Below are 13,434 nucleotides of genomic sequence, written 5' to 3'. Positions count from 1 at the left end.
GTTAGGACGCCTCGGCGGCGACGATCAGGGCCTCCATGGCGACCGGCGCGTCGGCGGTGACCATCGGACCGATGTCGTCGGCGCCCGGGCCCTCGATCGTCGTACTGACGGTGACCTCGGAGCCGCCGTCGTCGGTGGGGCGTACGACGTGGTCGATCCGGATGACCAGCTCGCCCATGGTGAGCTGGTCGAGATAGCGGCTGCCGGGGATCACGACCTCGAGGCTCACCGGCACCTCGATCGGGCCGGTGAGCACCATCGTCCCGGTGGTGCCCTCCGCGAACGGACCGTCCAGCCTCACCTGCTGGACCGCGGGGTCCCAGTCGGGCCAGGTGGTGGTGTCGGACCACAGCGCCCACACCGCGGCGGGCGGTGCGGTGGTCGTGACGGTACGGCTGTAGTCGAAGGTCATGCCTGCTCCACTGTCATCTGTCGGTCACCGAAGCGCACCTTGTCGCCGGCGAGCAGCGTGGCCGGACGGCCCGCGGTGAGTGCCTTGGACACACCCTGCCGGATCACGACCGACCCGTTGGTGGAGCCGCGGTCCATGACCACGAGCGCACCGGCCGGCGTGACCTGGAACTGCGCATGGGTCTTGGACAGCGACATGTCGCTCGACCGCAGCGGGACCAGGTGGCTCACGCTCTCGCCGGGGCGCGCCTCGGGGCGGCGTCCGACGAGCGCGAGGCCGTTGACCACGAACGTCTCCCCGGTGTCGAACGTGACCCGCCAGCGCGGTCCGGGTGGGGGTGCGGCGACCAGCGGGTGGCCGAGCTTGGGCACCCGGGTGGGCTCCGGCGCCGCCGGAGGGGCGGACGGCACGGACACGGGAGGCGGCGTCACGGGAGGCGGTGTCGCGGGGGGCGGCGTCGTCGGACGCGGGGGCAGCGGCGCGGCGGGCGCCGGCGCGGGGGCGGACGGAGCCGGCGCGGTCCGGGGCTGCGGCGGGCTGCTCGGGCGAGGGGCGCGCGGTGGGGTGGACGGCGGCGCCGCCACCGGAGCCGGCACCAGCCGCATCGCGGTGAGGTTGACGATCTGGCGCGGGCGCTCCGCGACGACCTCGTCGACCACCGGCGCCGGGCGTACGTCGACCACGACCGCGTGGCTCACGTAGTCGTGCCAGCCGCGGCGCTGCTTGCCGCGGTCCATCACCGCGGTCCAGGCCAGCGTGGCCACGCCGAGGCCGAAGGTCGGCAGCGCGGCCACCCCCAGGACCAGCGTGCGCAGCAGTGCCCGGCCGACGCCGATGGCCGAGCCGGAGGACACCTCGACGACCCGCAGGCCGACCAGCGCCTTGCCCGGGGAGGTGCCGACCAGCCCGAGCAGGAGCGAGAAGCAGAGACCGACCACGAGCACGGTCGCGACGATGGCCGCGATGCCGGCGCCCACGTCGCCGGGCTCGATCAGGTAGCGCCAGGCGGCGTACGACGCCGCGGCGTAGAGGCCCCATGCCACCAGCCGGTCGACGGCGAAGGCGTAGAAGCGCCGGTCGAGCTCGGCAGGGGGGTAGGTCGCGGCGTCCGTCGGCGCGTGACTCATCGGGTCACCGTCACGGTGGTCAGGGGTTGGTGACCTGGATGGTCACCCCGTCGCCCAGGTTGATGACCGCCCCGGGGATCAGCTGTACGGCGATCCCCGGCTTGAGGTCCTCGGGGCCGAGGCCGGGCTGGGCCAGGACGGTGCCGTTGGTCGAGCCCATGTCGGTCACGACAGCGCTGCCGTGGTCGGCGCCGGTGCCCGGGCGGACCTCGACGTGGGTCGAGGAGATCTCGTGCAGCGGGCTGGGCACGGTGACCAGCCGGGGCTGCTCGGTCGCGGTGAACCGGCGGGCCTCGGGGGCGCGGCCGATCAGCACGACCCGGTCGACAGCGACGGTCTCGCCGCTGGAGATCACGAGCTTGGCCACGGGCCGGGTGACGCTGGGCGCCGGAGGCTGGCCCGGGATCCCCGGCTGGGGGTGGGCGAACTCGTCGGAGCTCTCACCCGCCTGGGTCATCCCGTCGTGGTCGCCGCCGGCCAGGTCACCGGGAGGCAGCACCGGCGGCACGTACGGCGGCGGCAGCGGCGGGGCCGGCGGCGGCGGCGGCGGCGGCGGAACCGTGGCGGCGTCGTCGTCCCAGACCGGGCTGGGCTCCGAGATAGGCAGTGGCATCGGCTCGGTGAGCAGCTCGGGCGGCTCGACGGCCTCCTCAGGGCCGGACTCCTCAGACTCATCGTCCACGGGATCGGCGTCCACCGGGTCGGCGTCCGGCCGGTCCAGGGGCGGGAGCACGGGCTCGGGCTGCTCCTCGACGGGCGGGCTGTAGGGAGGGAGGTCGATCCGGGCGACCCGCACCAGGCCACCGCGGATCAGGTGGTCGGGTCCGTCGACCCCGTCGCCGACCTCGACGGACAGCGCCGTCACCCGGTCGAGCGTGCGCTCGACCCACGTGGTGACCGTCGACCCGTCGAGCACGACCGTCTCGGCCTCGGTGGTCAGCGTGGCGCGCACGCCCTGGCCGCGCACGATGACCTTCGTGGGTCCCTCGTCGGTGGCGATCAGCACGAACGCCGGCAGCACGCTGAGGCCCGGCGCGAGCACCCAGTCGAGGGTCTGGTCGAAGCCGGCGCCGCCGTCGACGAGATCCCACAGCTGGGCGGCACGCGCCTTCTCGCTGGCGGGGAGCAGCAGCGTCGTGGCGGCGCCGAAGATCGCCAACCAGTCGCCGGGCCGGTAGGACCACACGCTGTCGTCGCTCATGGCAGGGCTCCCAACTTCGTCTCGAGACTCACCCGCTGGCGCTCGGAGTCGTACGGCGTCTCGGCGACCAATCCCACCACATCCACGACCACCGCGGTGGCGTTGTCCCGCCCACCCGCCGCGACGGCTGCCGCGACCATCTGGTCGGCGGCGTCGCGGGGGTCGCCCGCGGAGCCCAGGATCTCCTCGATCCGCCGGTCGTCGATCATGCCGCTGACCCCGTCGGAGCACAGCACCAGACGCTCCGCCGCGGACAGCGGGAGCACGAAGTAGTCGGCCTCGGTGCTGCCCGAGCCGCCCAGCGCGCGGGTGATCACGTGCCGCTCGGGGTGGACGGCGGCGGCCGACTGGGTGATCGCGCCGGACTCCACCAGCTCCTGGACCAGGCTGTGGTCGACGCTGACCTGCTCCAGCGCGCCGTGGTTGTAGCGGTAGACCCGGGAGTCGCCGAGGTTGGCGAGCAGCCACTTCGGCTTCCCAGACTGCTCGATCAGCAGCGCGACGACCGCGGTCGTGCCGGCGTGGAAGTCGGTGGCTCCCTGGGCGCGCTGGCTGGCGTCGTACTCGGCGATCCTGACCTGGCACTCGACGAAGGTCTCCGCGATCACCGCGGCCCCCCGCGCCGGGTCGTAGCCCTGGTCGGCCAGCCGGCCGAACTCCTCCACCACGATCCCGGCGGCGACGTCGCCGCGGTCGTGGCCGCCCATGCCGTCGGCGACGACGAACACCGGAGGCGCCACCAGGAAGGCGTCCTCGTTGACCTCACGGACCAGGCCGACGTCGGTGGCGACACCGTGGTGCAGCTCCACCCCGGTCATCCGAGGCCGCCGGGTGTGGGGCGGGCCGATAGCGTGGGAAGGATGGGGAGGACGAGTGGGTTCCGGTCGCTCGCCGACCAGCTGCGCAGCTGGCCGGACGAGCGTCTGTCACGCCTGCTGTCCGAGCGTCCGGATCTGGCCACTCCCGCCCCTCATGACTTCGGTCAGCTCGCGTCGCGAGCTGCTGTGCGTACGTCGGTCGTCCGGGCCCTCGACAGCCTGACGCGCCTCGAGCTCTGTGTCCTAGATGCCCTCGTGGTCAGCGGTCAAACCACACCGGCCGAACTCTGCACATCAGTCCAGGCCACGACCGCCGCCGTCAAGGCCGCGCTGGAGCGTCTCGTCGACCTCGCGCTCGTGTGGGAGTCGACCGCCGGACTGCGGCCGCTCACCGGCGTCGCCGAGGGCATGACCGGGGGGCCTGACGCCGGCGTCAGCGGGCTACAGCCGCGCAGCGCCGACCCGCTCACCCCCGACCAGGTCGCGAGCCGGCTGGCCGAGCTCTCCCCCGCGGCGCGGGCGCTGCTCGAGCACGTCCTCGAGCAGGGTGGCCAGGCCACGACCAGCGCCGCCCGGCACACGGTGCTGCCCGAGGAGGCCGCCAACCCCGCCGAGGAGCTGCTCTCGAGACGGCTGCTGGTGCCACGCGGTGGTGGGTCGGTGGTGCTCCCCGGCGAGGTCGGCCTGGTGCTGCGCGGCGGCCGTACGACGACCGCACCGGTCGACGTACCCCCGGAGCTGTCGACCACGCCGCGCGAGCCCGCGCTCGTCGACCGGGTCGCCGCCGGAGCGGCGTTCGAGCTGGTCCGGCGTCTCGAGCTGCTGCTCGACCACTGGGGGACCCACCCACCCTCCGCGCTGCGCAGCGGCGGCCTCGGCGTCCGCGAGCTCAAGGCCGCGGCGACCTTCCTCCACGTCGACGAGCCGGCCGCGGCGCTGATCATCGAGACGGCGTCGACGGCGGGGCTGCTGGCCTCGCGCGCCGACTCCGACGGCAACCCGGTGTGGGTGCCGACCGACGTCTTCGACGGCTGGTCCACCCAGGACCTGCCCCAGCGCTGGGCGCTCGTGGCCCGCTCGTGGCTGGAGAGCCCCCGGCTGCCCGGTCTGGTCGGCACCCGCGACCCGGCGGGCAAGCCGTGGAACGCGCTCACCCCGGAGCTGACCTCCCGCTCGATGCCCGAGACCCGGTTGATGACGCTGCGCGTGCTCGCGGAGCTGCCACCGGGCCAGGTGCTCGCCTCCGGCACCGGGCTGCCGTCGCTGGTCGCCCGGCTCGCCTGGCTGCGGCCGCGCCGGCCCCGCACCCGCGCCGACCAGGCCGCCTGGGCGGTCCACGAGGCCGCGGCGCTCGGCCTCACCGGCCTCGGCGCTCTGGCGTCGTACGGCCGGCTCCTACTCGCCGGCGACGACCCCGGCGACGCGCTGGGGGTGCTGCTGCCCGAGCCGGTCGACCACGTGCTGGTGCAGGCCGACCTCACCGCGGTCGCGCCCGGCCCGCTCGAGACAGGTCTGGCCCGCAAGCTCCAGCTGGTCGCCGACGTGGAGTCACGCGGTGGCGCGACGGTCTACCGCTTCACGCCGCAGTCCGTACGACGTGCGCTCGACGTGGGCTGGACGGCAGCCGAGGTGCACGAGTTCCTCGGCACGGTCTCGCGCACGCCGGTGCCGCAGCCGCTGACCTACCTCGTCGACGACACCGTGCGCACGTTCGGGGCGGTGCGGGTCGGCCAGGCCGAGTCGTTCCTGCGCTCCGACGACGAGACGGCACTGACCGAGCTCCTCCACCACCCCAAGGTCGGGCCTCTGGGGCTGCGCCGGCTCGCGCCCACGGTGCTGATCAGCGACACCCCGATCGAGGTGCTGCTCCCCCGGCTGCGTGAGCTCGGGGCCGCGCCGGTCGTCGAGGCGGCCGATGGGTCGGTGCGCGTGACCCGGCCCGACCAGCTCCGCGCGCGCACCCCGCGGGTGCGCCGGGCGGCCGCGACCAGCGCCCACGAGACGGCCCGGGTGGCGGCGGTGATCACCGCCGTACGTGCCGGGGACCGGGCCGCGGCCTCGCGACCCGCCGGCTCGGCCAGCCTGTCGCCGAGCGGCTCGCTGGCCGCCCTGCGGGAGGCGATCGAGATCGGTGGGGCGGTCCTGATCAGCTACGTGGACAACCACGGGAGCGCCTCCGACCGGATCGTCGACCCGCTCTCCGTGGAGGGCGGGCAGCTCACCGCGCGCGACCACCGCTCCGACGACGTACGCACCTTCGCTGTCCACCGCATCACCTCGGTCAAACCGTTGGACGTTCCTTCGTAGACTGGTGACGTGGACTTCATCAGGTACGCCGAGCGATCGGCCGGTCTCCTCAACACGGAGCTGGTCGACGTCGACGCGCTGGTAGGCCACCTCGAGGGCCGCGAATGGCTGCACTCGCAGTGCACGGAGCGCGACTGCCAGCAGCTGCGGCGCTTCCAGCGCGAGCTGCGCCCGGTGTTCGAGGCGTCGTCGGTCGACGACCACCGCGGGGTCATCGAGGGCCTCAACGAGCTGATGGTCCGCCACCCGATCACGCCCCGGATCTCCGACCACGACCCCGGCGACCTCCACCTCCACGTCGCCACCAAGGCCGCGTCGGTCGCCGAGCTGCTCATCGGCGAGGCCCTGCTCGGCCTGGCCACCCTCGTGTGCGACCTCGGCCCGACCCGCCTCGGCGTCTGCGAGTCGACCCCCTGCACCAACGTCTTCGTCGACACCTCCCCCAACCAGTCGCGCCGCTACTGCTCCGACCGCTGCTCCTCGCGCGCCAACGTCGCCGCCTACCGCGCCCGTCAGCGCGCGGTCGCCAAGTCTGCGTAGGTTCTTCCTCCCGGAAAGTACGGAACGTTTTCGACGTGATCTGGCGCGATCTGCGTCGATAACGTTCCGTACTACCCCGGCCCGTAAACTCACGAGGTGAACGACGGCCCCCTCATCGTCCAGTCGGACAAGACCCTTTTGCTCGAGATCGACCACGAGCAGGCACAGGCGTGCCGGAGGGCGATCGCGCCGTTCGCGGAGCTGGAGCGGTCCCCCGAGCACATCCACACCTACCGGCTGACGCCGCTGGGGCTGTGGAACGCCCGCGCCGCGGGACACGACGCCGAGCAGGTGATCGACACGCTGCTCGCGTTCAGCCGGTACGCCGTGCCGCACGCGCTGCTGGTCGACGTCGCCGAGACGATGGCGCGCTACGGGCGGCTCCGCCTGGAGAAGCACCCGGTCCACGGGCTGGTGCTGGCCTCCAACGACCGCCCCGTGCTCGAGGAGGTGCTGCGCGCCAAGAAGATCGCCGGCATGCTCGGCAACCGCGTCGACGACGACACCGTGCTCGTGCACGCCTCCGAGCGCGGCAACCTCAAGCAGGCACTGCTCAAGCTCGGCTGGCCGGCCGAGGACTTCGCGGGCTACGTCGACGGCGAGGCCCACCCGATCAGCCTCGACGAGAGCGAGTGGCACCTGCGCGACTACCAGCGCGATGCGGCCGAGTCGTTCTGGCACGGCGGGTCCGGCGTCGTCGTCCTCCCCTGCGGCGCCGGCAAGACGCTGGTCGGGGCAGCCGCGATGGCGCACGCCCAGGCCACGACGCTGATCCTGGTCACCAACACGGTGAGCGCACGCCAGTGGAAGGACGAGCTGGTCCGGCGCACGTCGCTGACCGAGGACGAGATCGGCGAGTACTCCGGCGCCGTCAAGGAGATCCGGCCCGTCACGATCGCGACGTACCAGGTCATGACGACGCGTCGGAAGGGCGTCTACTCCCACCTCGAGCTGCTGGACGCCCGCGACTGGGGCCTGATCGTGTACGACGAGGTCCACCTGCTGCCGGCGCCGATCTTCCGGATGACCGCCAACCTCCAGGCCCGTCGGCGGATCGGCCTGACCGCGACGCTGGTGCGCGAGGACGGCCGCGAGGGCGACGTGTTCTCGCTGATCGGCCCCAAGCGGTACGACGCCCCGTGGAAGGACATCGAGGCCCAGGGCTGGATCGCCCCGGCCGACTGTGTCGAGGTCCGGGTCACGCTGCCGACCAACGAGCGGATCGTCTACGCCACCGCGGAGCCCGAGGAGCGCTACCGGCTGGCGTCGTGCACGCACCACAAGATCCAGGTCGTGCGCGACCTGGTCGCCCAGCACCCGGGCCAGCCGACGCTGGTGATCGGGCAGTACATCGAGCAGCTCGACGAGCTCGCCGCCGCCCTCGACGCACCGGTGATCAAGGGCGAGACGCCGGTCAAGGAGCGCCAGCGTCTCTTCGAGGCGTTCCGCACCGGGGAGGTCGGGCTGCTCGTCGTGAGCAAGGTCGCCAACTTCTCGATCGACCTGCCGTCCGCCGAGGTGGCGATCCAGGTGTCCGGCTCGTTCGGCTCACGCCAGGAGGAGGCCCAGCGGCTCGGGCGGCTGCTGCGGCCCAAGTCGGAGGGCAAGTCGGCGCACTTCTACACGATCGTCAGCCGCGACACCGTCGACGCGGACTTCGCCCAGAACCGGCAGCGCTTCCTCGCGGAGCAGGGCTACGCCTACCGGATCATCGACGCCGAGGACCTGCCCGCTGGCCCGGTGTCCTAGCCGAGGATGGCGGCGGCCACGATCAGCGCCTGCCCGCACTGCCGCAGCCACTGGCAGTGGACGTCGACGTGCCACCGGCCGGCCGGGAGCGGGATCGTGTTCAGCCCGTACGACGTGGGCACCTGGTGGCCGTTGAGCCGCACCGTAGGCGGCACCACGCTGCTGGTGAGGACACTGCCCTGGAGGGTCAGCTGCAGCCAGCCGGCGTTGGGGTCGACGGGGGGCTGCGGGGGCTGGGTCATGGCTCGACCCTGCCCCGAAGGGCAGTGCCGAAACCACGCGATCTGGCGGAGACCGACCTACGATGGAACTCTGATGCCTTCCCTCCTCGCCCGTCGCCGCTCCCTCGTGGCCACCGTGCTCGCCGCGCTCATCGCCTGCCTGATGCTGGTGGTGCAGACGCCCGAGGCGCCGGCCGCGCCCGCCGCATCCGCCGCGGCAGAGACCGGCAAGGTCCGGGGCAACATCTTCGGCAAGACCGGCGGCTCCCCGATGCGGCTCAAGATGCTCTACTTCAAGGGCGACTGGACCTACCTCGGGGCCCGCAACGTCTTCGGCTCGACGTACTCGATCTCGCTGCCGGCGGGCAACTACCACCTCCAGTTCGTCGACAAGCGTCCGGCCTACGACGTCAAGAAGTTCGCGCCGAGCGATGTCTTCGTGAAGGTCCAGGCGGGCCGCACCGTGGTCAAGGACGTCCGGATGAAGCGCGGGGCGGCGATCACCGGCACCGTCCGTGCGGGAGGCCGACCGGCCGCCAAGGCGCGGGTCGTGGCCGCCAACACCTCCGAGCAGTCCTTCGAGACCGTCGCCAACGACCAGGGGCAGTTCGCCCTCGGGGGGCTTCCGGCCGGCAGCTACTCGGTCTTCACCTACGACCGCCGCAAGGTCTGGGTCGGCAAGAGCCTCTACGTCCCCAAGCTCGCCGCCGGCGGCTTCGCCAACGTCAAGATCAGCCTGCCCCGCAAGGCCGGAGAGCTACGCGTCGACGTCTACGCCGGCGGGACCGCCCTCAAGGGGACGGCCTACGTCACCGCGGTCAGCCGGCGGACGGGCCAGTTCTGGACCGCCAAGCTGAGCAAGGGCACCGTCGGCTTCCGCGGCCTCTTCCCCGGCCGCTACCGGATCGTGGTCCCCGACGTGGGCCGCTGGTTCGGCCGCACGGGTTCGGTCAAGAACGGCTACGTCGTGTCCGGCCGCGGCGCGTTCGGCAGCTTCCGGCTCACCCAGCGCGGCGGCGCGTTCACCGGCACCGTCGTACGCGAGGACGGCACGACCCCGATGCAGGGTGCCGCCGTGCGTCTGTACGACGCGTCCGGCGCCCTGGTCTCCGAGGTGGAGACACCCAGCACCGGTCGCTTCCTGGTCGGCGGACGCCTGCGTGCCCAGTCAGGCATGACGGTCGTGGTGTTCAGCAAGTATGACTCGACCTACGAGCCGGTCACGATCAGCGACCTCGACATCATGCTCAACCAGGACAAGCCGCTGGGCACGATCAGCCTCCAGCACTGACGCACTACGACGACGGGGCCACGAAGACCGTCCGCGTGATCCGCACGCCCTTCATGATGAAGACCAGCCGCAGCGACTCCCGGCCCTCGGCCACCCCGTCGGCCCGGATCGGGATGCTGAGCACTCCCCGCTTGGCGCCGGAGCGCACCTGCACCGTGAGGTAGGGCCGCAGCGAGGCGAGCGTGGCCTCCGGGTCGTCGGTCGGGGCGTAGCGCTCCAGCCACGTGGTCGGTACGTCGCCGGCGCGCAGCGGCTGCGGGGAGATCTCCACCTTGGCCCGCACGTAGAGCTCGTAGTCGACCGCCCGGTCGAGCCGCAGCACGAACTCGGCGCTCTCGCCCTCAGACACCGTCTTGGCGCGTGGGGTCACCGTGACCGCCGGGAAGGGGTCGTCGTCCAGCACCCGCAGGTCGCCGACGTAGGCGTCGGTCATCACGTTGCGCGTGGCCCACATCGAGGCCGTGGTGATGATCGGGCTGTAGTCGTCGCGCTGGTCGGCGGAGTAGCTCACCGGGATGCTGCCCGAGGTCTGGCCGGCCGGGATGTCGACGGTGAAGGTCTGCACGGAGCCGCGCTCCTGACCGACGGTGAGCACGCTGACCCGCATCGGACGCGAGACGTCACCCTCGACGCGGTAGGGCAGCCGCGCCACGAACGTGCCCGGGGCGTTGCCCTCCTCGATCTTGAGCGACGACAGGCTGAGGGTGGGCATCCGGCGGTCGGGTACGGCGGCCAGGGCCGCGGGGGCGCGCGAGACGTCGGCGACCCACACCCGGCCGCGCTGGTTGCGCGACACGAGCTCGACCGACGCGATCCGGGTGAGGTCGATGCCGGCGGCCGCCGAGGGGTCCACGACCACCGCCTGCGCCCACAGCTTGGTGAGGAAGTCGGCGCGCAGCAGCGCCGGCACCAGGCCGCCGCCCTCGGGCGTCAGCTCGACGCTGGCCCCGTCGGCGTCGGTCAGTCGTACGCCGAGGCGTGCGTCGCCGCGGGCCGCGTCGACGATCGTGCGCAGCTCGAGCCGGCCGGCGCTCAGGTCGAGCGGCTCGTCGAGGGCCAGGCCGGCCCGCTGGCCGACCGCCGTCCACGACATCTCGAAGAACCGCCGGGTCGGCACCCGCGCACCGGACATCGCCCAGTGCGGCGCGACCACGCTGTCGAGGGCCCGCCCGCACTGGGCGAAGCGGTTCTCGAAGCCGACGACGCCGGTGCACAGCTGCGCCTCCGCCCCCAGCGGCAGCGTCAGCGTGGAGTCGATCGCCGGGCGGCGCGTCTCGCGGCCGCCACCGAGCGCGTGGCTGCGCACGTCGGCGTCGCCGACGGAGGTGACGGTGACCGCGGAGCCGTCGTACAGCGGGAGGTACTGGCCCTCACCGGTGAACAACCGGACGGCGCCGGCGACGAAGGTGCGCCCCACCGCCCGCTGCTCGGAGGCGCGGAGCCGGTTGGGCGCCTGCTTGCCGCACGGCGCCTTGGGTGCGCCGTACCAGTCGTCGGAGGACGGGGCCGCCGCAACTCCGGGAGTCCACTCGCTGTTGAAGTAGTTGTGGTTGGCGCCCATCACCAGCACCGAGCTCTTCAGGGACGTGTCGTCGGTGGTGAGGTCGCGCGCGACGTCGGTGAACTGCTGGCCCTGGAGGTCGCTGACGTCGCCGTCGCAGTAGGGCAGCACGGTCACGGTGGGGACGTAGGGCGCGGTCTGGACGCCGAAGTCGGTCGGGGCCAGCAGGACCTGTCCGGCGATCCGGTAGGGCGCGTCGGAGGGGATACGGATGGCGGCGCGGTTGACGCCCTCGCCGCCGCGGCTGTGGCCGACGAGCACGACCTGGTCGAGGTCGACCTGGTGCGCCGCCGCGATGGTGGTCCAGTGCTGGAGGTGGGCGATGACCAGGCTGGCCCGGGCGCCGGCGCCGGCGTCGGGCACGCGTCCGTCCTGGGCGTTGATGCCGTTGACCCGGATCGACACGGTGGCGTAGCCCTGCGAGGCGAGCCGGCGCTGGATGTAGTCGTAGCCGAGGTGGCTCGGGATCTCGAGGGCCGGCGCGACGCACGGCCAGCTGTAGAGGTCGGCGTCGGGGTCCCTGACCTCGGTGTAGCAGTACTGGTGGCGCCCGTGCATGAGCAGCACCAGCGGGCGCGGGCCGGTCACGGCGGCCGGGTCTGGCTCGACGACGTGGCCCACCATCTCGATCGGCTGTGCCATCCGGGCCACCTTGACCGGGGGGAGCTCGTAGTCGCTGGTCACCACGGCGTGCGGCCCCGGGGCGCCCGGGTCGTCGGGCAGGACCTCGGTCGGCAGGCTGGAGGTGCGTTGCGGCGTGCCGGTGACGGTGCGGTCGTTGGTGCGGTCGTCGAGCGTCCGTCCGGACAGTACGACGTCCAGCTCGCCGGGCCGCGGCGCCCGGGCGGAGGACACCACGCTGCTGACGGTGCGCCCGTCGGCGGAGACCGTGGGGGCGGCGATCGCCCCACCGGCCACGCTCACGGAGGCGCTGACGATGAGCGGCCGGTCGGAGGTGACCGGCAGTCGGACCCGCGAGGTCCACGACACGACGTACCGCTGCGGGCCGGTCTGCTCGACGGTCCACGTGCCGCGCTGCGCGGCCGGCTCGACGGACGCGGAGGCACCTGGCGCGGTGACCCTCGACGGAGCCGTGGCCCCGGCCGAGGCGGTCAGCGGCAAGACCAGGGCGGCCGCCGTCAGCGCCATCACCAGCGGTCGGATCCGTGCCTTCATCTGCGTGCTCCCTCGTCGTCGTCCTACGCCCTCTCAGGCAACCTAGTGCCCTGCGTCTCCCTGTGGGACGCCCTTCGGGCCCGTCTGGTTGCTTGGGACCGCTGGCACGATGAGGAGATGGCCCCCGGAACCAGCAAGGTGAGCAACGTCCGCGCCCGGATCGGCGAGGCGATCTTCCTGCGGGTGGCGGGTCCCGACGGCGCCGCGCACGCCAAGCGCATCCACGGCCGGCCCGGGCCGCGCTGGTTCGAGCCCGACAGCCCGATCGCGCGGGTGCACGGTGACGCGTCGATGTTCGTGGGCGGCATCCGGGCGCTGCTGCTGCAGACGCTGCACCCCGCCGCCATGCGTGCGGTCTCCGACCACTCGGGCTACCGCGGCGACATGTGGGGCCGGCTCAACCGCACCAGCCGGTTCCTCGCGGTCACCACGTTCGGCACCGCCGAGGACGCCCAGACGGCGGTCGACGTCGTGCGCTCGATCCACGAGCGGGTAGTCGGCACCATGCCCGACGGCACGCCGTACGCCGCCAGCGACCCGCACCTGCTCCGGTGGGTGCACGTCGCCGAGATCGACAGCTTCCTGCGCGCCCACACCGTCTACGGCCAGGACCCGCTCGACCAGGCCGGGCGCGACGAGTACGTCGCCCAGACGGCCGAGATCGCCCGACGGCTGGGTGTCGTCGACCCGCCCACCACGGAGGCCGAGCTGGCCGAGACGCTCGAGTCCTACCGGCCCGAGCTCCGCGGCACCCCCGAGGCCAGCGAGGCGGTGCGCTACCTGCTGTTCAAGCCGCCGCTGCCGCTCGCCGCCCGGGCGCCGTACGGCGTGCTGGTCGCCGCCGGCGTCGGCCTGATGCCGCAGTGGACGCGGCGGCCGCTGCGGCTGCCCTGGCTCCCCGTCTCGGAGCGGACCGTGGGGCGCGCGCTCGGCACGTTGGCGACCGGCACCATCCGCTGGGCGATGGCACCGGGGCGCAACGCGCGCACTTCTTGAGGATTTCTTGCGCCAAGCCAGATCGCTGGCAGTGG

11 protein-coding genes are annotated in these 13,434 nt (G+C 73.1%); 5 read left to right on the top strand and 6 right to left on the bottom strand.

What is annotated here, in order from left to right; translation table 11 throughout:
* Window position 1: 1 nt before the first annotated feature.
* The 4 genes from BLR90_RS13155 to BLR90_RS13140 are packed head-to-tail and all read right to left on the bottom strand — an operon-like array spanning window position 2 to window position 3,558.
* Window positions 2-412, bottom strand: coding sequence for an SRPBCC family protein (locus BLR90_RS13155; RefSeq protein ID WP_091025682.1), 411 nt, complete (start codon window positions 410-412; stop codon window positions 2-4).
* A complete protein-coding gene (locus BLR90_RS13150; RefSeq protein ID WP_091025681.1) occupies window positions 409-1,539 on the bottom strand; it encodes an RDD family protein in 1,131 nt (376 codons plus the stop codon). The genes BLR90_RS13155 and BLR90_RS13150 overlap by 4 nt, the downstream gene beginning before the upstream one ends.
* A gap of 19 nt (window positions 1,540-1,558) precedes the next feature.
* The gene (locus BLR90_RS13145) at window positions 1,559-2,740 is read right to left on the bottom strand and encodes an FHA domain-containing protein (RefSeq protein WP_091025680.1); all 1,182 of its coding nucleotides are present in this window, start codon (window positions 2,738-2,740) and stop codon (window positions 1,559-1,561) included.
* On the bottom strand, window positions 2,737-3,558 hold the full coding sequence (locus BLR90_RS13140; RefSeq protein ID WP_091025679.1) for a PP2C family protein-serine/threonine phosphatase: 822 nt from the start codon (window positions 3,556-3,558) through the stop codon (window positions 2,737-2,739). The genes BLR90_RS13145 and BLR90_RS13140 overlap by 4 nt, the downstream gene beginning before the upstream one ends.
* 42 nt (window positions 3,559-3,600) lie before the next feature.
* On the opposite strand from BLR90_RS13140, the gene BLR90_RS13135 reads away from it, so the two are divergent.
* The 3 genes from BLR90_RS13135 to BLR90_RS13125 all read left to right on the top strand — a co-directional run bounded on the left by BLR90_RS13135 (window position 3,601) and on the right by BLR90_RS13125 (window position 8,154).
* Complete coding sequence (locus BLR90_RS13135) at window positions 3,601-5,865, top strand: helicase-associated domain-containing protein (protein ID WP_091025678.1); 2,265 nt, start codon at window positions 3,601-3,603, stop codon at window positions 5,863-5,865.
* 9 nt (window positions 5,866-5,874) lie between these two features.
* Window positions 5,875-6,405, top strand: a complete 531-nt coding sequence (locus tag BLR90_RS21490; protein ID WP_091025677.1) for a CGNR zinc finger domain-containing protein — start codon at window positions 5,875-5,877, stop codon at window positions 6,403-6,405.
* A 96-nt stretch (window positions 6,406-6,501) separates the two neighbouring features.
* Window positions 6,502-8,154 carry a DNA repair helicase XPB gene (locus BLR90_RS13125; RefSeq protein ID WP_091025676.1) on the top strand — a complete coding sequence of 551 codons (1,653 nt, stop codon included), beginning with the start codon at window positions 6,502-6,504 and terminating at the stop codon, window positions 8,152-8,154.
* Here BLR90_RS13125 and BLR90_RS21055 read toward each other — a convergent pair.
* Window positions 8,151-8,396 carry a hypothetical protein gene (locus BLR90_RS21055; RefSeq protein ID WP_091025675.1) on the bottom strand — a complete coding sequence of 82 codons (246 nt, stop codon included), beginning with the start codon at window positions 8,394-8,396 and terminating at the stop codon, window positions 8,151-8,153. The two genes, BLR90_RS13125 and BLR90_RS21055, sit on opposite strands and share 4 nt — an antisense overlap.
* 73 nt (window positions 8,397-8,469) lie before the next feature.
* Here BLR90_RS21055 and BLR90_RS13115 point away from each other — a divergent pair, with 73 nt between their 5' ends.
* Entirely contained in the window at window positions 8,470-9,666 is a 1,197-nt protein-coding gene (locus BLR90_RS13115) for a carboxypeptidase-like regulatory domain-containing protein (RefSeq protein ID WP_091025674.1), read from the top strand.
* A gap of 4 nt (window positions 9,667-9,670) precedes the next feature.
* Here the strand turns inward: BLR90_RS13115 and BLR90_RS13110 are convergent, their stop codons facing one another.
* Complete coding sequence (locus tag BLR90_RS13110) at window positions 9,671-12,403, bottom strand: alpha/beta hydrolase (RefSeq protein ID WP_091025673.1); 2,733 nt, start codon at window positions 12,401-12,403, stop codon at window positions 9,671-9,673.
* 117 nt (window positions 12,404-12,520) lie between these two features.
* On the opposite strand from BLR90_RS13110, the gene BLR90_RS13105 reads away from it, so the two are divergent.
* A complete protein-coding gene (locus BLR90_RS13105; RefSeq protein ID WP_091025672.1) occupies window positions 12,521-13,399 on the top strand; it encodes an oxygenase MpaB family protein in 879 nt (292 codons plus the stop codon).
* Window positions 13,400-13,434: the final 35 nt, after the last annotated feature.

Origin of the sequence: Nocardioides szechwanensis (genome assembly GCF_900103935.1) — a bacterium.
In the GTDB taxonomy this organism is placed as follows: domain Bacteria; phylum Actinomycetota; class Actinomycetes; order Propionibacteriales; family Nocardioidaceae; genus Nocardioides; species Nocardioides szechwanensis.
The sequence above is the reverse complement of the archived record's forward strand: the minus strand, read 5'-3'. Positions and strand labels throughout refer to the sequence as shown.

Bases quoted from the DNA above. Each gene is read 5' to 3' on its own strand.
- BLR90_RS13155 (WP_091025682.1), bottom strand. From the start codon at position 412: ATGACCTTCGACTACAGCCGTACCGTCACGACCACCGCACCGCCCGCC.
- BLR90_RS13150 (WP_091025681.1), bottom strand. From the start codon at position 1,539: ATGAGTCACGCGCCGACGGACGCCGCGACCTACCCCCCTGCCGAGCTC.
- BLR90_RS13145 (WP_091025680.1), bottom strand. From the start codon at position 2,740: ATGAGCGACGACAGCGTGTGGTCCTACCGGCCCGGCGACTGGTTGGCG.
- BLR90_RS13140 (WP_091025679.1), bottom strand. From the start codon at position 3,558: ATGACCGGGGTGGAGCTGCACCACGGTGTCGCCACCGACGTCGGCCTG.
- BLR90_RS13135 (WP_091025678.1), top strand. From the start codon at position 3,601: ATGGGGAGGACGAGTGGGTTCCGGTCGCTCGCCGACCAGCTGCGCAGC.
- BLR90_RS21055 (WP_091025675.1), bottom strand. From the start codon at position 8,396: ATGACCCAGCCCCCGCAGCCCCCCGTCGACCCCAACGCCGGCTGGCTG.
- BLR90_RS13115 (WP_091025674.1), top strand. From the start codon at position 8,470: ATGCCTTCCCTCCTCGCCCGTCGCCGCTCCCTCGTGGCCACCGTGCTC.
- BLR90_RS13110 (WP_091025673.1), bottom strand. From the start codon at position 12,403: ATGAAGGCACGGATCCGACCGCTGGTGATGGCGCTGACGGCGGCCGCC.
- BLR90_RS13105 (WP_091025672.1), top strand. From the start codon at position 12,521: ATGGCCCCCGGAACCAGCAAGGTGAGCAACGTCCGCGCCCGGATCGGC.